General features: G+C 40.8%; 10 protein-coding genes. All 10 read right to left on the minus strand.

Annotation, left to right across the window (positions count from 1 at the left end; genetic code table 11):
* Positions 1-31 precede the first annotated feature (31 nt).
* Positions 32-1,096 carry a GntR family transcriptional regulator gene (locus tag U859_RS0125200; RefSeq protein WP_162800038.1) on the minus strand — a complete coding sequence of 355 codons (1,065 nt, stop codon included), beginning with the start codon at positions 1,094-1,096 and terminating at the stop codon, positions 32-34.
* Positions 1,097-1,246: 150 nt separating this feature from the next.
* Positions 1,247-4,000: a glycoside hydrolase family 2 protein gene (locus U859_RS0125205; RefSeq protein ID WP_025146029.1), complete on the minus strand. Its 2,754-nt coding sequence runs from the start codon at positions 3,998-4,000 to the stop codon at positions 1,247-1,249.
* A 185-nt stretch (positions 4,001-4,185) separates the two neighbouring features.
* A complete protein-coding gene (gene galA, locus U859_RS0125210) occupies positions 4,186-7,035 on the minus strand; it encodes a beta-galactosidase GalA (protein ID WP_025146030.1) in 2,850 nt (949 codons plus the stop codon).
* Between the two features lie 15 nt (positions 7,036-7,050).
* On the minus strand, positions 7,051-8,715 hold the full coding sequence (locus tag U859_RS0125215) for an alpha-L-arabinofuranosidase (RefSeq protein ID WP_162800039.1): 1,665 nt from the start codon (positions 8,713-8,715) through the stop codon (positions 7,051-7,053).
* A gap of 6 nt (positions 8,716-8,721) precedes the next feature.
* On the minus strand, positions 8,722-10,485 hold the full coding sequence (locus U859_RS0125220; protein WP_051584777.1) for an alpha-L-arabinofuranosidase: 1,764 nt from the start codon (positions 10,483-10,485) through the stop codon (positions 8,722-8,724).
* A gap of 69 nt (positions 10,486-10,554) precedes the next feature.
* Complete coding sequence (locus tag U859_RS0125225; protein ID WP_025146033.1) at positions 10,555-11,790, minus strand: glycan-binding surface protein; 1,236 nt, start codon at positions 11,788-11,790, stop codon at positions 10,555-10,557.
* 32 nt (positions 11,791-11,822) lie between these two features.
* Positions 11,823-13,406, minus strand: coding sequence for a RagB/SusD family nutrient uptake outer membrane protein (locus tag U859_RS0125230; RefSeq protein WP_025146034.1), 1,584 nt, complete (start codon positions 13,404-13,406; stop codon positions 11,823-11,825).
* Between the two features lie 17 nt (positions 13,407-13,423).
* A complete protein-coding gene (locus U859_RS0125235) occupies positions 13,424-16,588 on the minus strand; it encodes a SusC/RagA family TonB-linked outer membrane protein (RefSeq protein ID WP_025146035.1) in 3,165 nt (1,054 codons plus the stop codon).
* Between the two features lie 41 nt (positions 16,589-16,629).
* Positions 16,630-19,473: a TIM-barrel domain-containing protein gene (locus tag U859_RS0125240; protein ID WP_025146036.1), complete on the minus strand. Its 2,844-nt coding sequence runs from the start codon at positions 19,471-19,473 to the stop codon at positions 16,630-16,632.
* 175 nt (positions 19,474-19,648) lie between these two features.
* A complete protein-coding gene (locus U859_RS0125245) occupies positions 19,649-23,776 on the minus strand; it encodes a hybrid sensor histidine kinase/response regulator transcription factor (RefSeq protein WP_025146037.1) in 4,128 nt (1,375 codons plus the stop codon).
* Between the last annotated feature and the right edge of the window lie 254 nt (positions 23,777-24,030).

Consider the following 24,030-nt stretch of genomic DNA (forward strand, 5'->3'; position numbering starts at 1 on the left):
TATTAGAAAAAAGAGATTTAATGCTTAAATTTTATAATGATGCACGTTCGATAAAATCAAAAGAATTCCTGACCTGCTTGAATTGCTTACCAACAATCATTTTTGCTGCCCTTTTTCCCATGGCAGAAAAATCGGTTGATACGACTGTTATGCCCAGAAGTTCTTTAAAAACAGTTTCATTGAAAGAAACTATTCCCACATCCAGCCCCTGCTGCAGATCTGTTGTCCGTATTTTTTTGATCAGCTCTGCCAGGTCTATCTCGGTAAGGGTAATGAAACATTTGCCCTTAGCAATTTCTACCTGGTTAATATCAGCCAATAGCTCAAAATTTTTCTCAAAAAGATCACAGAATTTCTTTACACCAGAAGTGATTTCGGCCGGGTGGTGGCTATTTTCAGGAAAAACAACTGTGATGTTAGTGTATTTGGAGAACAACCCGGCTTTTTTTTTCATGGCCTGAAAAATATCCATTTCAAAATCCTGAAAAACAGAGATAAATCTGCCATCAAGATTGATTTTCTTATCGAGGATTACCAGTTCATTGGGCGATATTTTCTTCAACACATCCAAATATTCTTTTTCTTCGGTTCCTGAATAAAAGTGAGGCATAATCACATAATAATGATATTTTCCGTGATTATCCTGAATAATATCCCGAAAAATTTTGGGGTTATAGTGGTGTATTTCGAGATGAACATGTGCATTATCTCCCAATTCTTCAATAAAAGCTTCGTAAACCTCTTTTTTATAAGGGCTCATTTTATTGAGGATCATCAATATTTTCATTTTCTGGATTGGTCCCTTCGCAACATAGTTGCCCTTACCAGGAACAGACACCAGATATCCATCTTTTCGCAGGATTTTATAAGCCTTTTCAACAGTTTCTCTTGCTACCTGGTGGGATCTGCTGAATTCGTTTATCGAGGCTACCTGGGTATTTCTTTTCAGGATTCCCTTTTCTATATCATGGGTCATCCGGTTTGCTATCTGCAGTACCTTTGTAACTTTATCCTCGTCGTTTATTGTTATTTTATAATTTACCATATTGGTTCGATCCGTACTTATGCCATGCCCAGAAATTAATCTATTTGCCAATAGCGCTTTTGAAACAAGTATTAGTACAGAACGATAAATCTAATGGTGATCCGGTAATTTTAAAATGTACAATTTGATCATTTAAATGCATGTTATGCTTTCTGCAACCATAACATGCCAGATCTGATTAATGGTAATGATAAAATTCTTTTATTTAAAATCGAACCAAAGGCTGCCTTTGTTCCAGGTATAATTAAGCTGCATATTTTTCTGGCTTTGCGGCCCCATTTTATCTGCGGATTGAAATTTTGTTCCGATCGGACTTATGGCATCTAAAAAGCCTAAGTCGCCATCAGGAAAAGGCGGATTGGTATTATCGTTTTTTGCACCGGCAGCTTTCTCCGGTTTTAACATCTGAAAAAAAGTTCCTTTATTGGAAGTATAGACAGTAAAAGGAGATTGTTTATTTTTAATGGTTACCCAATAAATGTTCGAGTAATAGCCTTTAAATTCGGGATAATGCCAGCTTTCGCCAGTGATGATATTATTGAAATCGTTATCCCAAATACCAAATTTTGTTCCTTTCAACCTGTTTTTCCAAACCCGGTATGGTCCGTTTCCTTCCCATTTCATCCCGGTAATGTTTTCTTCGGGATAATTAAAGGTGATGCCCATAAAATCTACTTCTCTGCTGATCGAATACTCATAATCTAATTTTACAGGCTTGCCAGAACTGAAAATCCATTTTACTTTAAATTTAGCCTCGCTATTGTAAACCGGTTCTACCACATAATCATGGCCGGCGGCATAGTGTTTTAAATCATTCAAGCTGCATTTAACGCCTGCTAAAGCCGGACCACCTGAAATCGATATTTTCGATTTTTGATTGGTAACATCCTGAATGTAACCTGTATTTTTATCGAAATTATAGGTAATTCCATCGAGATTTAAGGTGAGTACTTTATTGGTTTCTGACACCTGAATTTCAGATTTTTCAACGTTCCGGGTAATTATAGAGGCTGCTGGCATTTTAATTGGCCAACTCCAGGTAAACAGCTCCCGGCCATATTGATCTGTAGCTGTTAAATACAAAACATCATTATTTTTCCAGTTTATGGGAAGTGGAAGGGTTAAAAAACCACTCTCACCCGGTAATAAATTGTTTCCTTTCAATTTGCCCGATGCAGTTACTACAGATTTATTTTGATCTCCCGGAGCAGGAAGTTTAGCTAAACGCCATTCGAAACTACATTGGTTAAGGTTGGTAAAATGGTATTGGTTGGCTACCGCTATCTTTCCATCAAAATTGACAGGTAAATCTTTTAGCGTGATTTGAACAGGAGACCAGATTTCTTTGATCGTATAAAAACTTCCTTCCTTTTCGCGGTGTGGTCCTAAAATGCCATCAGGTGCGGCATTGCCCTGAATATCCATTTCACCATTGCGGTCTAAGCGGGTAACGCCTTCATCGGCAAAAGACCATAAAAAACCACCTGCAGCATGAGGGTTTTTCATCATCATCGCCCAAAAATCATCCAGGCCGGCACCATGCCCGCCATCATGTAGCCCATGCATAAATTCTGTCGGGAAAAATACCTCACGACCATATAAAGTTGCATTTGTTACGTAATTATAATCTGGATAATGCTTGGTATCGGTACCGTTAAATTTCTCCCAGGGGTGAATCACCAGCCTTTTCTGGTTATCGTATTTGGCATAGAGGCTGTCAAGCGCATAATTAAAGCCGCCTTCATTTCCGTTGGCCCACATTACAATTGAGGGGTGATTTACATCACGTGTAACCAATTCTTTTACCAGTTTCGTACCAATTCCGGTATCATATTTAGCTTGCCATCCGGTAAGTTCGTTAATTACAAAAAGGCCCAAAGAATCGCATGCATCTAAAAAGCTGGGATCGGGTGGATAATGAGACATGCGAACAGCATTCATATTCATCTCCTTAATCAGTTTTACATCCTGGATATTGAGCGCTTTACTAAGCGTTCTACCCGATTCGGGCCATTCGCTATGCCTGTTAACACCTTTAAATATTACTTTTTTATTGTTTACATAAAAGCCATCCTGTGGACGGAGCTCTGCTGTTCTAAAACCAAATTTCTGTTTCGTACGGTGAATCAATCGGCCTTTACTATCGCTTAAAGAAACCACCACCTGGTATAAATTAGGCGATTCCGGATTCCAAAGGGCAATACCTTTAAACTGGCCGCGAAGTGTTGAAGCTTTTTCTGATGAAGTTATTTTCGAAGAAATTTCAGCCCCTACATTTTCACCAGTTAGTTTCTGCACCTGGGCTTTTAAAACCGATCCAATTTCTGCATTTGCACTATAAACATCTAAACTGAATGCGCCACTTGCTTTGGCATCAACTGCAATTCTATCGATATTGGCCTTTGGTAAAATTTTAAGGTAAACAGGCCTGAAAATCCCACCGAAAAGCCAAAAATCTGCTTTCCGCTCTGCTTTATTGATGGATTGATCGGTTGATTGTTTGCTCACTTTTACTTCTAAGAGGTTATCGCCTCCGAAATTTAATAGCGGGGTAATATCATACTGAAAAGTATAAAATCCGCCCTGATGTATCGGACCAGCCAACTTTCCGTTAATTTTTACCTCCGCCTCGGTCATTGCGGCTTCAAAAACAATAAAAACTGTTTTATCTGCATTGTTTTTTGAGATTTTGAACTGATACTTATATCGTCCGGTTTCTTCAGGATTTTTAGTATCCTGATAATAGTTATAGGTACCGAAACCTTGTTGTTCCCAGTTTGAGGGTACCTGGATTTTATCCCATTGTCCGCTCTTCATTCCGGTGTTGATTAAAAAATCCCAGGTTTGGGTATGGTCTTTGTCTTTTCCGGATAAATATTGATACTGAGTTTCCTGCGCACGGATATTTAGTACAAGCAGCGTGATGGTAAACGTTAAAAATAGTTTCCTGATCATGTTTTTCTGTTTAGGGTTAATAGGGGCAGTAGGGTTATTTTGGCAGCACGAACGCTGCCTTTGTAAATCAACAATTATGTTTAGTACCCGAATTTAGCGCTATAATTTCTTTTTTATGTTCGATTGCTTTTTTATTTGCATTTAAAGTCATACAAATTGGCGACCTTAAATTTTTCTACCATCAGTTATCGCTTTAGCTTTAATGTAGCTGGTTTTAAACCGTCGGAGGATGCTTTTAAAGTGATATCGCCTGCACCGCCTGTTGATTGTATGATTACCTGAGCCAAACCACTAAAAAGTTTTCTTTTCCAGCCTGCTGCAGGTTTTAATACCTGAACTGCACCTGGATCGGTATTGATATTGTCCCAGCTTTGCACTTTCAAAATCGGTGTAGCCAATATGGCAATGCTATTTTTTCCGGTCTTTAACACAGATCGGTCGAGTACAAAAACATTTCCTTTTTTATTGGCCGGCAGTTGACCACCGATTTTTTTGCCGTTGATGTAAACAGACTGCTCTTTACCCAGGCTTTTATAATAAAAGGTGATTTTAGTTTGATCACTCCAATCGGTTAAATCGAAATCTCCCCGATAGATCAATGCTTTCACTTTTTTGCCAAATTCTTGTGTTCTTTCCTGTTTAAAGGCGTAATCCCAATCAGTGGTTGATGTAGCTAACTCAGCTAGATCATCAATGGCCGAAATTGCTTTTTCTTTGAGGTTATTAATGCGAACAACACTCACCTGCTCTATAAACTGATCGGGTTCTAAGGAAGTGGGATTGCCGTTACCTACACCAATAATTTTAGCAGGACCACTGATTTCGAAATCGATATCGTTAACTGCAGTCGGCACGCTCTTCCCCGAAACATCGCGAACATCAACGGTGAGGATGGCAATATTAGAATTTTCTACCGGAATAGTTTCTTGTGTAATAGCTATTTGTGTAGGCTCTGAGGTGGTTTTTACTACATCCGTCAATATTTTTTTGCCGTTTTTAAAGCCAACTGCTTCAAGGGTACCGGGTGCATAGTTTACCAACCAGCTTAAATGGCCGTTAGGTTCCATGCGTTTTTTACCCAAACTTTTTTTGTTGAGGAAAAGTTCAACTTCATCACAATTGCTATAGGCTTTCACATCGATTAGTGTACCTTCTTTACCCTTCCAGTTCCAGTGCGGTAAAAGGTGCAAGGTAGGTTTATCGGTCCACCATGATTTTAAATACCAGGTATTATCCTTGGGGAAACCACATAAATCAAGCATTCCGAAATAAGAAAGCACCGATGGCCATCCAAATGGTGTTGGTTCTCCGCGGTAATCGAATCCTGTCCATATAAACATGCCGGCCAGGTATGGCCGTGCGGCATAATGTTTCCAGCCATCTTCCAAACTCAGGAAGTTTTCGTTTTGCCTGGTATCATAAGCTGCAATTTCGTGCTGAACCATATTGGTAACATATAATCCCCTATTGGCAACGGTAGAGCCTTCTTCAGTACCCCAGCTAAATTGCGCAGGGTACTTTTTATGCTGTTCATCTGTATTTTTCGTTGCTACATAATTATAACCTAAAAGATCGATGGTTGTGGAAATTCCGTTTCCAATACCCCCGCTCACCGCAGCGGTAATTGCCCGCGTGGTATCGATGGTTTTGGCAAAGGCCTGCATGGTTTTAGCAATGCGTGTACCGGTAATGTTACCTTCGATATTCCATTCTTCGTTACCGATAGACCAACTGATGATGCTGGGGTGGTTACGGTCGCGGATGATCAGTTTTTTAAGGTAAGCGAGGTTCTGATCGGTGATGCCCATTAAACGATTTTCGTCGATCACCAGCATGCCTAATCTATCGCAGGCATCCAATAACTCTGGTGTTGGTGGATGGTGTGAACAACGGTAAGCATTACTGCCCATTTCTTTTAATTTACTGATTCTAAAATATTGTAATTCATCCGGAAGGGCCACACCAAGGCCGGCATGGTCCTGATGGTTATTTGTACCTTTAATTTCTATCCGTTTTCCGTTTAAAAAGAAACCTTTATCGGCATCAAACCTGACCGTCCTGATCCCAAAAGTGGTTTTATATTCGTCTACTACTTCTCCATTTTTGCTAATGGTTGTTAACAATTGATACAAATAGGGATTTTCAAGATCCCATAATCGTGGCTTATCCATTGGAATGGTTAAAGTAAATTCTTTTTCGGTCAATACATTTAGTTCAAGATTTTGGAGTTCGCCGGAGGCTACCACCTTGCCTGAAGCATCAACAACACTTTGTTTAATATCAAACTTTTGGTTCTCCAGGGCATCATTTTTCAAGGTAACACTGGCGGTAACAACTGCCTGATTATTATTGATATTACTGCGCACAAAGGTGCCGTTGGGCACTACATGCAAGGGATCTGTTTTATTCAACCATACATGACGATAAATGCCTGCACCTTCATAAAACCATCCTTCTTCAATGGTTACATCTGCGCGTACGGCGATTACATTTTCGCCGCCATAGTTTAAATAATCGCTAATATCATACTCAAAACCATGATAACCGCTAGGTTCGGCACCCAGGTAATGGCCGTTTACCCAAACGATGGAATTTCTGAACACGCCATCAAAAGCAATGCTGAGCTTGCGGCCCAGATCTTTGGCTGGGATAAAAACAGATTTACGATACCAACCCACGCTGGCGTCAGGAAAATTTCGGCCGATTGCTTTAAAGCCGTGGCTCAAACTTGCTTTCGGATCAAATCCCTGTTCTACAGCCCAATCGTGGGGCAGGTTGAGTTTTCTCCAGGTACGGTCATCAAAGCCGGGATCTGCGGCACCATCGCCATAGCCTGTTTTGGCCAGATAAGAAAAATAACCTGTTCCATTGTAAAAATCTTTTTTCACTTCGTACGGGTGACCCAACGCAAAACGCCATCCGGTATCAATCAATATATGTTCGCGTTTTACCGGATTATGGTTTTGGGCGAATGACAGGACTGGCTGAATTAGTCTAAGCAAAAGCAGTAAAGCCCATATTTTATATAATTTCATCTGTGTGTTGTGTGTTTATTCTGTTAATAGGTATTGGACTGAAAATGGCTGAGATTCGAACTTTATCTTTCCGGTAACAGTGGCCGATAAGGCTTTTATCTTTTTAGGATCTTCGGGTCCGCCTGCTGCAAATTTTGTGGTTTGTCCGTTCACCAAAACTTTTTGAGAGAAAGCGCCATTATCATCACCGCCCGTTAAACTATAGAGGTAATATTTTTTGGAGGCTTTGAATCCGGTAATATCAAGATCGATAATCTGAGTGCTATTGCCTTTATTTATTATGACAGTTCCCAATTCTCCATTTTGAAACTTAGCCGCATAAGCCAGTATATCTTTGTTATCGCTTAACTGGGTGGTGAGGAGTTGATCGCCAAAAAACCGCTGAAAGTAATACATGTAGTAAAATACCGGCCTGGGATTCCACAGCGGAACGCCAGGTTCGTCGCCTTTATTGAACATACCATGATCATTGCCATGAGCATATCCGTTAGCGAGATCCCATCTGCTGGCCATACCAAATTTTAAATTAGCCAGTTCGCCCAAAACAATGGCTGCGTGCATTCCATTGATAAAGGAGCAGGATTGTTTAGAACCTGTGGCGAAAATATTCCATTCGGTAAGGGCTAAGGGTCTTTCTGGAAGCTGGTAAATTTTGGACAGCTCATTCATATAAGCCGCCATTTTATGGGTTTCCGTTTTTGCGGTATTCAGAATAATTTCTGGCGAAGAATTTTGTTCGTAAGGGGTATAATAACTATGCATCACATAATAATCTATAGCAGAACCGGCAGACTTTAACAATCCATCATTCCAGTTTTTGGTAATGCCACCTTCCCACGATTTCTCTTTGGCAGTTTCAATCACCACCGCACCGATAAAAATCTCGCTATTGATTTCTTTTGCAGCAGCTTTCATCGAATCGGCAAAAACCTTTAAGTGTTCGCCATACAGTTTACCCGAAATCAGTTCTGGTTGGTGATCTTTATTTTTAGAAGTATCTATTTTATAACCTGCCTGCCAGGTACCGTAGTTTTCATTGCCGATTTCCCAGAATTTGGTTTTTCCTTTATCAAAACGGACCCAATCGGCCGCCAGGTGCGCAGCATTTTGCACGGGTTGATTGCCAGTACCATAACGGGCGTAGCTGTAATTAACGCAGATAATGCCCGTGCTCCTGGTTTCTTTAAGCAATTGATAATAATTTGCCAATGATAACGACGATGGATTATCGGTAATGCCATACCATAACCGTTCGGGCTTTTGCTTCCGCTGATCGCCATATAAAATAACTTCGGGTACATCTTTTGGCCCGTTTTCTTTTGAGGTGTTCCAGAAATACACATTACTAAGGTTGCCCCCGGGAAAGCGGATGATATTTGGAGAAAGTGTTTTAATATGATCCATCAGCACCGGCTGATCGACAATCTGGCTCATGTAGGGATTAGAATTGTTTCCGTACAGGTAATTGGAAACCAGGCCTGCTTCGGCCGTATAATTAACTTTAATATTCACCGAAGCAGGTTTTAAAGGAATTGAATGTTTGATATAGGCAGGTTTATCAACCTTTTTACGTTGATTGTCCTGTAAAAAAAAGGACTGTGGGTTTTGTCCAAACACATCACTATGTATCATTAAAACTGAAAATGGCAATAGTAGGTAAAGGAATGTTTTTCGTAACATGAATAACTACTTTTTATCTACCGCTATAAACACAACTGACCTTGCCGGTAAAGAAACTTTTATACCGCCATCAACCAAAGCCGATTTTGCGGTTAAAGTCTGGTAATTGGCAGGCCCGCCTGAAACGCCTGCTGGGCCATTATCATTTACAAATACCTTTTGAGAGAATTCGCCGTTGTCATCTCCACCGGTTAGGGTATAATAATAATACCTTGCACCGGGCGCAAAATTTGCAATGTTGATGGTTGCAACCTGGCTTGCGGTTCCTTTATTCACTACCACTATACCAGCTGCGCCAGAAGCATAACCTGAGGCATAACTTACCACATCGGTTGAGCCGGAAACACTAGAACTAAGCATTCTATCACCGAAAATTTTCTGAAAATAGTACATGTGGTAAAATGCAGGTCTCGGTGTCCATTTGGCTGTTCCGTTACCTTCATCGCCCAAACTGAACATGCCGTGATCATTGCCTCCGGCATAACCATTGGCCAAGTCCCACCGGCTGGCCATGCCATAATTATTTTTAATCAGCTCGCCCAATACCATCGTAGCATGCATGCCGGCAATGTGCGATACCTGCTGTTTAGACCCTTCTGCAAAAATATTCCACTCGGTCATGGCGATCGGTTTTAAAGCAACACCATTTTCCTGGGTTGTTTTTTTCATGTAATCCATAATCATTTTTGACTCAGTAACTGCTGTATTTAGAATCACCGTAGCAGAAGAATTTTGGCCATAAGGCGTATAATAAGTATGTACGATATAAAAATCGGCTGCATTGCCCGCCGCCGATAGAAAACCGGAATTCCAGGTTTTATCTACAACGTTGCTATTGCCTATTGAGGCATCGTATTGGATCAGCTGTCCACCAATTTTAATCACTGAACCAATTTCAGCCGCAGCCTTACGCATAGAATCTGCAAAAACTTTAAAATGTTTACCGTATAATGCGCCGTTGATAATTTCTGGCTGCCCGTCTTTATTAGTAGCGGTATTGATTTTATATCCTGCCTGCCATGGTCCGGCATCTTCATTTCCAATTTCCCAGTATTTGGTTTTTCCTTTATCAAAACGCACCCAATCTGCGGCCAAATGTGCAGCCACCTGATCCGGATGTGCACTGGTTCCATAACGGGCGTAACTGTAATTTACAGTGATGATGCCTGTGCTATTGGTTTGTTGTAAAAAGCTATAATAACTGTCTACAGAAAATGTCCAGCTGGCAGTATTTTTACCGTACCAGTAACCTGCATTAACCGGAGCACCAGAAGTATTATACAAGCTAGCGGGTGCATCATCAGGTTTTTGCCCGGGATTGGCATTAAAGAAAAAAACACTGGCAATGTTGCCTCCAGGGAAACGGATAATGTTTGGAGAAAGGTTTTTCACATGGTTAATCAAATTGGCCTCGGTACCCAGTTGGCCGATGTAAGGATTGCTGTTGTTACCGAAAAGATATTTGGAAACTTTACCAACAGTTTCGCTGTAATCAGCATTAATGGTTACTGCAGCAGTTCCGTTTGGTTTAGCGGAATCAACAAAGGATGGTGCCACAAAGGTTTTGCCTTCCCAATTGTCCATAAAAAACCCAACGGTTGTCGCGGTAGTTACCTCTTTAGGTGGAATAATGGTACCGGTATTGGGTGGCGTTACAGGTGGTTCCTGAATGGGCTCATTATTATTCTTTTTACAGGAAGTGATGGTCAAAATGCCCAAAAGCATGCAAACGCCCATCACTTGACATTTATGATTTACAGAAGTTTTCATTTAAAGCAGGTCAAAAAGGTTTTGTTAAAAGTTGGTACCGGATACGTTTATCCGGTACCAACCGGAAAACTATTTTTTCAATTTTACGATACGGATATTGTCAATCCCCACATCAAACTTGGTGGTTACCGGGGTTGCGGTATCGTTGATGTACATAAAAACAATGGCGCCTTTGCCCGTATTGGTCACACTGCTTGATGAGGTAATCAGGTCGTTTAAAGTTGGTGCCGAAGTTCCTGTGCCTTCTCCATTACCTGTTTTGGTTTTAAACTGGGTTAAAGGAATGGTTACGGTGTACCAGGTATCTGATTTAAAAATTCTAGTAGCTTCTGCTTTCCAAGGCTCGTAACGGGCCAGGTATAGCCACGACCCTTCGTTACGGCGGACCATCAGCCCTCCGCCACCCCAGGGTTCTTTAACCGAAATCTCGAATTTGAGTACATAACTCGAAACCGGATCGGCGAGATTGGCCTGTGGCACCCATTGTACCTGGTTAAGGTTGATAGAGCGGTTGGCATCATACCATGCATAATTAAAGGCCGATATGTTGCCGGTAAACATCCTGGCATAATTACCCTGTGCACCCGGAAATAAAGCCTGACTATTCGTTATTGAAGCGCCATAGCTGTAATTATTTACATTATCAAAATTGCATAACATGCCCGTTACCTGATCGTTATAAGAACTGTAGGTACTTGTTCCGCCTTGTGTTTTCACCACTATATCGCCTGAGGTGGCCGATAATGGAATGGTTACGGTACACGAAGTGCCATCGGGTTTGGAAACCACATTGGTACCATCTGCCCCACCCGGAAAAGTAATGCTCTTGATCAGATAAAGATACTGACCATATAAAGTGATGGTTTGCCCCTGAGGGGTATATTCGTTACTTACACTGCTTACCACGGGTGGTGGCGGCGATACCGGGAAAGTAAAGGTGGTTTCGCCATATTTGGTTACCAAACGGATCGTGTTTTCCTGCCCTTTAGGAATATTAGAAAATAAAATGGAAGGAACGGTGACCACGAAATTATCATCACCAACCAAGGCAGCGTTAAAAGATGCTGCAAAACCGCTAAAATACACAGCCGAAACCGTTTTCAGGTTTTCACCCTGGATTACAATATTTTGCCCTGAACCTACTTTGGTTAAGGTAGAATCATTAGGTGCTGCTGAAATTGCCCTTATCCTGGTAATTACCGGTGGTTTTTCGTTGTCACTTTTTTTACATGCAGTTTGCATGGCCAATACCATCATCAATAGGATGATAATAATTCCAGATCTGCTTTTTATAAGCTTTTTCATTATGATTTAATTTAAAATTAAACTTATAGCTGTTATTTATAATAAGGTACTGCCGGCTGACTTAACAATGGATTGGTGGTAAGATCGGCCAGCGGATAAGGCAACTTAAAAGATGCATCGCTTGGTGTAGAAAACTGATCTTCGTTTACCCTTACATTTGTAGCCGAATTAAAGGTTAAACGACCACGGTTCTGTGCAGCAATTTTAGAAATTGTCTGTGCTGGATTAATATCATGCTCGCGGAGCAGATCGAACCAGTACTGCCCTTCAATAGCCAGTTCCAATTGTCTGTCCACTAAAACATCAGCTTTTGAAACAGGTGAAGTTTTAGCATCTAAACCAGCCCTTGTACGCACCAGGTTATAATACTTTAAAGCATCTGCATCAGTAGTGGTGGGCGAATTGCCTAATATGGCTTCAGCATAAATCAGGTAAACATCGGCCAACCGCAGCATATAAGCTGCTGAACTGGTAGAAAGCGAGTATACCTGTCCGGGGTTATCATCATTGGTACCCACCACGTATTTTTTTACATGTGGCCTTTCATCAGTAACCCTGTAACCGCCATCTTTTTTTAATAATTCGGGATAGAAATCGCCATTCTGCATAAACGTGGCTTTACGGCGCAGGTCTTTTACATCGTATTTATTATAGATATCGATACTTGGGGTGTTGGCAGCACCATATCCATCACCTGCGTTGGTCAATTTGCCTTCTGCTGCATAATAACCTTGCGTACTATTGCCGAGGCCATAATTGTTCGGACTGGCAATAAACTGAAGGGCAAATAAACTTTCCTCGTTATTGTTGTTTTCTATTTTAAATAGATCAGCATAACTTGGAAGCAATTTTAAACCACTGTTGTTACAAACATCGCCGGCATATTTCTTTGCACTATCCAACAAGGCCACATCACGCTGTCCGGTTCCTGTACCAGTCCCATCATCTTTCAGGCCCGAACGGGTGAGGTAAATTTTAGCCAGCATGCCTTCTGCCGACCATTTGTTAACCCTTCCTTTATCAATTACCGTACGCAGGTTTTGCGAAGCGAATTTCAGGTCTTCGATAATGAAGCGGTAAACATCCTTAACTAGGTGTTTGTTAACCTGAGGCTGTTCGGCAAGAGTACGGTTATCGGTAATGATGGGTACTTCTCCGAAATATTGTACCAGGTAGAAGTAAGATGTACCCCTTAAAAAACGCAGCTCTCCTATGGCATTGTTTTTCGCTATTGCGCTTACCGATGGATCAGTATTCTGGTTAATGTAAATGATATTCAGGTTGCAATAGGCTATGATTTTGTATAACGAGCGCCAGGCTTCGTTAATCCGCGCATCTGAACTGTTTACCGCAAAAGTAGAATAAGATACAAAATTGGTGCGCGACAGATTCCCTGCCATTGCATCGCCTAAAACCAGGATTGATTTATCGTTAAAATCAAACCATGGTGTTCCATACAGGGCACCGGTAGCCAAACGCAGATCGCCTTCTGATTTAAAGAAGCTTTCTAAAGTCACTTTATCCTGTGGCGTTCTGTCTAAAAAGCTTTTTTTACATCCTAAAAATGATGTCAAGCCGGTTAACAGGGCTATTGTGAAATATATTTTATTTTTCATCTTTATAAATATTAATGTTAAAAACCGGCATAAATACCAAAGGTGTAGGTACGTGATGATGGGTATCTGCCATTATCAACCCCTGCCGATTGCGCGTTCTGGAACCTCGATCCTACTTCGGGATCATAACCTGTATAATCGGTAATGGTAAACAGATTGGTCACATTGCCATAAACTCTTAAATAACCAAGTTTTACCTTTTGAACGATTTTATATGGTACACTATAACCCAGCACTAAATTTTTAAGACGCAGGTAAGATCCGTTTTCGATATACCTCGAAGAAACCCTGTTGTTGCCATTTAATGTTGAAGTTGAAATCCGTGGAACGGTGGTGTTAGGATTGGTGACATATACATTATTAATGTCTGTAGCGCTTCCATTAGGGTCTTTCAGGCCAATACGGGCATAATCGTTAACCGATTGCAACAATCCGAAACCACTTTGAAGATCTTCGTTTGTACGTTTTAACTGGTTAAAGATTTTGTTGCCATAATTTCCGTTGAAAAATACGGTCAGGTCGAATGCTTTATATTTGAAAGTATTGGTGAAGCCATACTGGAATTTTGGCAACGGTGAGCCCAGATAAGCTAAATCTTTACTGTCGATTACTTTATCTCCGTTTAAATCCCTGAATTTAATATCGCCAACCCAAACCCCGTTTACACCGATGGCACCTTGATTAGCGCTATTGGTTAAATCGGCGCCATCTTTAAATACGCCATCGGCGATGTAGCCATAAAACTCACCGATTGATCTGCCTACAGCAACCTGTTGAACGATATCTGTGCCCAGATATTGAGGCAAATTGGTGTTTTCAGTAATTAAACTGGTAACCTTGTTTAAATTCCTCGATAAGGTAATATTGGTTGTCCAGCTAAAATTTTTGGTTTTGATATTGGTAGAGTTTACACTGAACTCGATCCCTTTATTTACAATAGAGCCTATATTTTTGGTCGGTGCATTCAATTTTGCAACCGTAAACTGATCCTGCGGCGTAGTACCCGAATAAAGCGGTAAGGATAGGCTATTTAATAAGTTATTCGTGTTCTTATAATAAGCATCTACCGTAAACTGCAACCTGTCTTTAAAGAAACTGGCATCAATACCCACGTTTGATGATTTGGTGGTTTCCCATTTGGCATCCGGGTTAGGTACATTATCCAACAGGACACCTAGGCCTAAAGCCGTTTGCGTGGTGCGGTAAGAGGTCCCATAAACATAATCGGCAATGTTCTGGTTGTTTACCAGGCCATAACCCACACGAAGCTTAAGGTCGCTGATAAAATCAACTGATTTCAGGAAATTTTCCTGTTTTAAACGATAGGCCAAAGCTACGGCATAAGTAAAATTCCACCGGTTATCCGGTGAAAACTTCGATGAACCGTCGTACCTCACAGTAGATGTTAGGGTATATTTATCATCATAAGTAAAGTTGAACCTGCCATAGTAAGAATCGATGGCTTGCTGGCTTTTGCCACTGGTTGAAGTTGCTTTTGCCGGATCGCCCAGGTTCAGTTCAGAATTTACAGACTGAAAGTAACCGGTTGCGGTGGCATCAACAAAACTGCTGGTATTTAAACGCGATTCGTGTCCTAAAGTACCGTTAAGTTTATATTTCGAAGCAAAAGTATGGTTATAGGTTAAATAAGTACGAAAGGTATTGTTGTTATAAGCTGTAGTTCCCCTCCGGCCAAAACTATTGGTTTTAGGGAACTGACCGAATTGATAAGCTGGCTCAAATTGCTCAATCTGTCCGAAATTATAATTTACGGCAATCTCATTCCTCAATACAAAATCTTTCAGGAAAGTAATGTCTGCAAAAGCACTTCCGTAAACCTCGCTACGCGTTCGGGTATTGGTGTTGATCTCCGTTAACGCAAATGGATTGGTTAAGGTAAAAAGAGGACTTGATGGGCCACCATAAGAACCATCTGGGTTTACAACGGCAATATCAGGCGATTGTCTGATAGCCAGTTGAACTAAATTACCATCCTGGTTATTGATATTTTCGTTAATGCGGTTTCCGGAGATGTTGGCAGAAAGTTTTAACCACGTAGTTGCTTTGGTTTCCACATTCAGCCTTACATTGTATCTTTTAAAATCAGATTTTACCGCAATACCATCCTGCGAAAGGTAACCTGCATTCAAAATGTAGGTTGTTCTTCCGTCTCCACCGTTTACCGAAAGGTTATAATTTTCTACTGGTGCCGTGCCGAAAATCGCCTTTTGCCAGTTTGTGCCTGACCCTAACACTGAGGGATCGGCAAATAACGGATTTGGTACTGCCCCGTTCAATACGTCCCGTACATTTCTAAAGGCGGCATATTCGGGAAGTTCCATCACCGGTAAATATTTTGGTAATTGCTGTATGCCATAAGAAGCATCGATGCTCACTTTTGGCGGACCTGATTTTCCTTTTTTGGTGGTTACAATTACTACACCGTTACTGGCCTGACTACCGTAAATAGCCGTTGCAGAAGCATCTTTTAAAATATCGATACTTTCTATATCTGAGGGTGAAATGGTGGCCAGTGGATTGGTACCCGGGCTACCGCCTGTATAAATGGCACCGTTAACATCACCACCGTAAAATACCCCATCAACTACATATAAAGGTTCCTGGTTACCACCTAAGGTAGAAACTCCCCTGATTTGTACCGAAATACCACCACCAGGCTGACCAGAATTGGTATTGATGACCACTCCGGCTACACGCCCCTGTAATGCCTGATCGAAAGTAGTTGCTGCCGATTTAGCAATATCATCTGCCCGTATGGATGATACCGAACCGGTAAGGTCTTTGCGTAAAGACGTTCCGTAACCTACCACTACCACTTCATCAAGTTTATTGATGGTGGTAACCAGGCTCACATTAATTACATCCTGATTGCCAATGGTAACTTCTTTTGCTTCTGCACCGATGTAACTAAATACCAGTACATCGCCTGTGGCCACTTTTACCACAAAATTACCTGCCCCATCGGTAATGGCCAATTGTGTTTTTTTCCCTTTTAGGGAGATGCTCACCCCTGGAATAGCATCTTTAATATTGTCGCTACTGGTTACTTTACCACGTACTGTTTTTTGAACCGCCTGCCCAAAAACAGCAGAACTGAAGTGGATAAGCATGAAAAGAAACATCAGCAATACAATTCCTGTTTTGTTTAATGTACGCCTCATCTTTTAAGTTTTGTAAATAATTGTCTCATAAATCTGGTTAGTTAAAATTTGGTTATTGTTTGTTTGCCGGTGTAGTGTATGGTTTTATCCGGTGTTTGATTAAAATTTAAAGCTTTTGCTTTTTTAGGCGTAATGCGTATAATATTGAAGGTTCTGTTTTCTAACATGCCTTTAAAGGTCCCTTTACGATCGGCAATGGTTAACGTTTTGGCACTTTCGCTATAGATAAACTCAATGGTAGAAAAAGCCTCTTTTTCGTAATTGTAGTTTAAACCTTCATCTTCGTAGAGTGTAAATGCTCCATCCTTGCCCGTATATACATATAAGGTAATCGGATCGGCAGGTTTTTCGGCTGTATACTGAATTTCGGGTCCATAAGGAATAATTGCACCTTCTTTTACATAAATAGGCATCTGGCCGTAAGGTGCTTTAGCGTTGATGCTTTGTCCACCCTTAACATAAGCGCCCGTGTATAAATCGTACCAGCCATTTAATTTTGGTAAATACACTTTTCTGCTGGTGGCGCCATATTTATACACCGGATTGATGAGCAGCGAAGGCCCGAACATGTACTGATCGGCAATGTTTTTAACCTGTTCATCTGTTGCATAATCCATGATCAGGCCACGCATAATAGTATAATCTTTTTGGTAGGTATTTCCTGCTAAGGAATAGATGTAGGGCATTAAACGGTAACGCAGTTTATTGTAAAATAAAATGCTTTTGTAAGCCGGATGATCTGCTGGTGCAATATTGTACACTTCGCGCAGCGGAAACTGGCCGTGACCCCTAAATAAGGGAACAAATGCACCAAACTGGTACCATCGGGTATTGAGTTCTCTCCATTCGGCCAGATCGGCTGCATCTGGTTTTTCATACCTGCGTTCTACCGAAAAACCACCGATGTCCATGGTCCAGTAAGGAAGGCCGGACAGTGAAAAATTGATTCCTGCCGAAATCTGCGATTTCATATCCTCCCAACGAGAGGCAATATCGCCGCTCCAGGTAGCTGCTGCATACCTTTGCAGACCACCATAAGCAGACCTTGTTAAAATAAATACCCTATCGTTCGCATTGGCTTTCCGCTGCCCTTCGTAAACGCCTTTCGAATTCTGAAGCGGAAAAGCATTGAAATATTTCGTAGCAGAACCTAAAAATGTTGGCGTCATCAGCTGTTTTCTTTCTTCGATAGGCAGGTTAGAATGGATATCCGGTTCGGTAGCATCCATCCACCAGGCATCTATTCCTTTTTTGTAAAGGTTTTTGTTCATCAGGTCCCAAAACAGGCCACGGGCTTCCGGGTTAAAGGCATCGTAAAAAGTAGATGGATAGCCTAACCAATCTTTTCTGCCATCAGCAATATTGCGTTTATACAAAAAGCCGTTTTTGTTCATCAGGTCGTAATTGGCATTGCCGCTGTAAAATTTTGGCCATACCGAAATCATCAAACGGGTATTATAGGTATCGTGAAGGGTTTTAATCATGGCATCGGCATCCGGGAAACGGCTTTTATCAAATTCATGCGTTCCCCAGCTATCGGGTTTCCAATACTGCCAATCGAGCACAATATTATCAATCGGGATTTTACGATCTCTAAATTCTTTCACTACGCCCAAAAGCTCGTCCTGGGTTTTGTACCTTTCTCTGCTCTGCCAAAAGCCCATGGCCCATTTTGGCATCAGCACTGCTTTACCGGTAAGGGTTCTGTATCCGCTAATCACTTCATCGGCATTGGCTCCCGAAACAAAATAGTAGTTGATCTCATCTCCGGCCTCTGAAGAAAAAGCATACTGATCTTTTTCGCCCTCTGGTATCGGAGTTAAACATTTTATGGCCAGGTAAGATTCTGAACCATCTGGAATCCATTCTATTTTAATGTCGTATTTTTTATCTTTCTGCATTTCTGTTTCCACAACAGCAGTACCCGGATTCCATGCCTGTCTCCACTTATCTACCAACAGCTCTCCATTAATCCAGATTTTAATGTAACCGGCATATTTAACATGAAAGTGTTGCAAGCCTGTATATCCTGAAGAGATTTTGCCTTCCCAAAGTACTTTTCCGTTGGCCATTTTAAAGCTATCGGGGAATTTTTTCATATCGCTTAAAAAAGAATAATCGATATCCGATTCGGCCCTTGTGATGGTTGCCGCATTTTTTTTCTGATCGCTGTAGGTAGCGGTTAACCAACCCTGGTCGCCATCTTTAGAAAATAGTCGCAAACTTGATAATGGTTGATAATCCCGCACATCGCCCACTTTCGTAATAGAGTAATTATCCCAAAGGATGCCGTAATTTTTACTACTCAGTAGAAAAGGAATCGCTACATCGGTATTGTTCTGAAGGAGCAAAACCTGTTTGCCTTTATAATTCATCATATCGTCCTGATGTTGCCCTAAGCCATAAAGCGCCTCATCATTTGGCGAATTAAAAACCTGCGTAATCTGATAGCCTGCTTCTCCATCGTTAGAAACGGCTTTGAACGACCTTGCGCTTTGTACTTTTTCTTCGAGAATATTTTTTCCGTTGAGATCCTGGTATTGAATCTGACCTGAGTGAATGTCAACCTTTACCAACAGTGATTTTGTGGTCAGCCTGATTCCGTCTGCATTTTCAGTAACTGTCCACTCTGGTTTAGATTTTACCGGAATCACCATTAAACTGGGTTCGAGCGAAAATTGATCACCTGGTGTAATTATGGCATGGATAATCTGATCGGTGATGACTTCTATTTTAATCTGTTTACCAATGGCAATGTTATTAATACCTAGACGCACAATGATTCCATTATCGGTTTTTTGATAATGAACGGTCTGCGAAAAAGCGCACACTGGAAAGACTAATAAAAATACAACTGTACTTAGGAAGGAATAATATTTTCTCATAAAGCTTATAGGACAACCAATGTTAGATGGCGCCGCAGAATATTTGGTTGTTTAATAAGCTAAAGGTAAAAGGCTACCGAAATAAGCGTGGTATGCAAATGTTTAAGAATAGGTATGCAAATGTTAACCCAACATAAAACACCCTATAAAACAGCATTTTACAAGAATAAAGAAATTACTTTTTGATGGATTTTTGAGCAACGTATACCGATGGCAAGATGTTAAACTCCTGCTTAAAATACTTGGTAAAGTATTTTGGGTTGTTGAAACCCACCTCGTAAGCAATTTCGGAAATGGTTAACTGCGATTTTTCTAAAAGCTGGGTCGCTTTTCTGAGTCGGTAAAAACGGATATATTCTACCGGAGATTTTCCGGTTAACAGCAGTACTTTTTTATAAAGGCTTACCCGGCTCATGTTCATTTCCTGACTGAGCTGATCTACGGAATAATCGGCATTGGAAACATTGGTTTCGATCAGTGCGGAAAGTTGCCTCATAAATTTTTCATCAACAGATTCAATTTCATCTGCTTTAGGACTAATATCAACCTGCTTTTTATATTTGATTTTCGAAGACGCCAACTGCCTGAGCTGGTTTTTGATTTTGAAGAGCAGGATTTCGAAGTTAAAAGGTTTCATGACATAATCGTTGGCACCGGTTTCCAAACCCGAGAGCTGTACTTCCTCTCCGGTAAGGGCTGTAAGTAAAATTACAGGAGTATCTGCCGTGCGCACATCACCTTTAATTTTTTTACATAAATCAATACCATTCATTTCGGGCATACTGATATCGCTCACCACCAGATCGGGATGAACCGACAAAACCTTTTGCCATCCTTCTTTTCCGTTCGCGGCTTCGTAGATCTGATAAAACTCGCTCAAATTATCTTTCAGGTAGAATCTGAAATCGTCATTATCTTCTATCAGCAACAGCACTGGTTTTTTATCGAATCCGGGAAGGAGAACAGGATTATTTTCTTCGGTTATTTCCTTTAAAGGCGACTTAACGGTAAAACTAAGCTTACTGTTTTCTACAATGGTTACGTCTGCCTCATCAAAAGGAATTTTAACGGTAAAGGTAGATCCTTCACCTACTTTGCTTTCGGCCCAAACCTCGCCGCCATGCAAGCGTACAAACTCTTTGGTAATCGACAGACCAATCCCACTGCCCTGGTTAACAAGTGAACCCGGGATATCGCTCTGAAAAAAACGGTCGAATATCCGGTTCAGTTTATCTTCTTCGATACCAATCCCGTTATCGCTAACGCTGATTAAAAGACAGGTTTGATTATATTCGTTTAGGGCTGATCTTAATAAAACGGTAACCGCCCCACTTTCGGGTGTAAATTTAAATGCGTTAGAAAGCAGGTTAAACAATATGCGTTCTATTTTATCATAATCAAAAGCGGTAATCAAACTGGTAAGCTCCGATTCGAAATGGAATTTAATATTTTTCTTTTCGGCTATATCGGTAAAGGAATAAGTTAAGTCTTTGATAAAATCGACCACATCACCTAGTTTATAATCCAGTTTTAGCTGTTGCACCTCCATTCTTCTAAAATCAAGCAACTGGTTAACCATGTTCAGCAGGCGCCTTCCGTTTCGGTGGATCATCTGCAGTTGCTGTCTTTTCCCTTCATCGTCCGTTTGTTTGATCAGTTTCTCCATTGGAGTAATGATCAGCGATAAAGGCGTACGAAACTCGTGACTTACGTTGGTAAAAAACCTGATTTTCATCAGATCGAGGTCGTGCATGCGTTTGGCCTCGTGGCGCTCCTGCTCTAATGCAAATTCTCTTTTTAATTTTTGGATACCGCGGTGCCTGATCAGGAAAAGTACAGCCCCGGCAAATGCAAAATAAAGCAGATAAGCCAATGGCGTTTTCCAAAAGGGTGGTAATATTTTAATGGAAATTTTTTTCTCGTTCGGAACCCAATCGCCGGCCGAATTGGTAGAAGAAACCCTAAACACATACGAGCCTGGATCGAGATTGGTATAGGTTGCCCTTCGTAAATTGCCTGAAGGTTCCTGCCAGGTTTTATCAAAACCTTCTAACATGTATCGGTACCTGATTTTATCGGGATTAAAATAGTTTAATGCCGTAAATTCGATTGAAATAACATTGTTTTTATGGTTTAAAGACAGATCTGGCGTACTATTTAAAGTTTTATCCAAAATTACCTCACCATCTACTTCTTCACCTACAGCAATACTTTTATTCGCAATCTGCAGGTCAGAAAGGGCAATTTCCGGTTTCGTATGATCTGTTCTGATGTCTTCTGGCTTAAAAAGATTAAAACCATTGGCTCCTCCAAATATCAGTTCGCCGTTTTTGGTCATATATGCCGAATTTACATTGAACTCCCTCCCTTGTAAACCATCCTGCTGATCATAATTTCTAAAAGTATAAGCAAAACCTTTAGCCGTTTTTTTTACTTTGATAAACGTCAAACCCCTGGTAGTACTTACCCAAAGGTTTTTATTTTTATCTTCAAGTATATTTAAGGTGTTATTATCAGAGAGTCCTTTATCTACCCTGAATACCTCAAATTGATTATTTTCAGGATTATAGCGGTTTAGCCCATCTCTGGTGGTTACCCAGATATAACCATAACTATCGGCTAAAATATCGTACACATTGCCGTTACTGAGTGAGTTTTTAAGGTGCGGATCTGCAATAAAATGTTTGAATTTCCCTGTTTTTTTCTCCCAAAAATCTAAACCGGATGAGGTGCCGATATAAGCATTACCATATTTATCTTTTAATAGCGCTGTAATAAAGTTAGAGCCCACACTATTTGCAGATGAATAAGCCTTATAATGCGAAAAAACACCTTTTGAACGATCGAGTACATCAACACCTCCTCCCAGGGTAGCGATCCAGAGTTTCCGGTCATCGCCCTCAATAATATCCCAGATCCGGTCATCACCAATGCTATTGGCATTACCAGTGCTGTGACGGTAATTTTTAAACTTCTGCCCGTCAAAACAGTCTAAGCCGCCAAAATAAGTCCCGATCCAGAGTTTTTTTTCATCATCAATAAATAAGCTGACCACAATATCGTTGCTGATGCTGTTAGGGTTATTGGCCTGATGCCTGTAACTTTTATAGCTTTGCGTTTTCCTGTTGTAATAAATCAGCCCCTGTCCGTTGGTGCCGATCCATATATTGCCTTTTTCGTCCTCCACAAAGCGGTTAACATCATCATAGGGCAAACTCCGGTTATCAGAAGCCAAATGCCTGAATAGCGGGAATTTAATGATGTTTTTATGGTAATAACTGATTCCTTTTTTAAAAGTACCCACCCAGATAATGCCAACATTATCCTGATAAAGACTCACAATGCTATTCTGGCTTAAGGTTTTCGGATCGTCTTCCCTGTTCTGCACATAACTTACCTTAAGCGTTTCTCTATTTAAAATATTGATTCCACCATGATCGGTACTGATCCATATTGTACCATTTTCATCCTGAATTACCCCGGTTACCAGGTTATTATTTAAACCGCCTGCTTTTTGGCTGAGGTATTTCACCACGTTAAGTTCTGGCTGGTAATAGGTTAAGCCTTCCTGATCATTAAAACTCCAGATGAAAACGGCTCCTTTATTATCGATAAAAAAGCGCAGGGGCTTAAAATCAGCTTTATCTTTCAACCTGATCCCATAAGAGCGGGCTTTGATTTTCAGGGTGCTGATCGCTAAACGTTCAAAGGATTTATCGGTATGTAAAACATACATATCGCCATCTGCACCGCTTTGGATATGGGTAACAGGCGCAGAACCGAGTGCATTTGACTGAAGATCTGCACATTTTAAATGAAGTGTTGTTTTTTTAAGGCTATTGTATATAAATACACCCTCAGCACCTGCATTGAACCAAAAATTGCCAAGTTTATCTTTTTTAGTACCTGTTATTTTTGCAGTCGGTATGCCGAGGCTTTTAAAATGAGCGTCAATATCATGAGAAAACTGCTGTTTTTCGAGATCAAAAATATTTAAACCCGCCCGTGTATCGATCAAGAGTTTTCCGTCTGGAAGTTCGCTTATGCCATTGATAAAATCATCGCTTAATGATTTCGGATCTCTGGCATTGTGCTTAAAAACCTTAAACTGATAACCATCGTAACGGTTAAGGCCGGCCATGGTACCGAACCACATATAACCTTGCGTATCTTTGTAAATGGCATTTACCTGGTTATTGGAAAGCCCGTTTGAAAGGTCAAGCCTCGAAAATTGCAGTTGCGTTTGCTGTGCATAAGCAAAATTACAAATCAGCAATAAGATCGGGATGATTTTAAAACGCATTTTAATCGAAAAAATATTTGGTTTGGTTAATGGATCTGTAAGGTAACAATAAAAAACCTAAAGCCATAAATGGTCTTTATTAATTGTGATTTTCGATTATGCTGGAAAGCAATGAAGAACCCGTAAGCGATGAAACACAAACCATTAAATTGCACCACATCCCCTTCGCTGTCATTCTGAATGCAATGAAGAATCTGTAACCAATGAAACACAAACCGTTAAATTGAACCACGTCCCCTTCGCTGTCATTCTGA

It is taken from the genome of Pedobacter jeongneungensis (genome assembly GCF_000633455.1).
Lineage (GTDB): Bacteria > Bacteroidota > Bacteroidia > Sphingobacteriales > Sphingobacteriaceae > Pedobacter > Pedobacter jeongneungensis_A.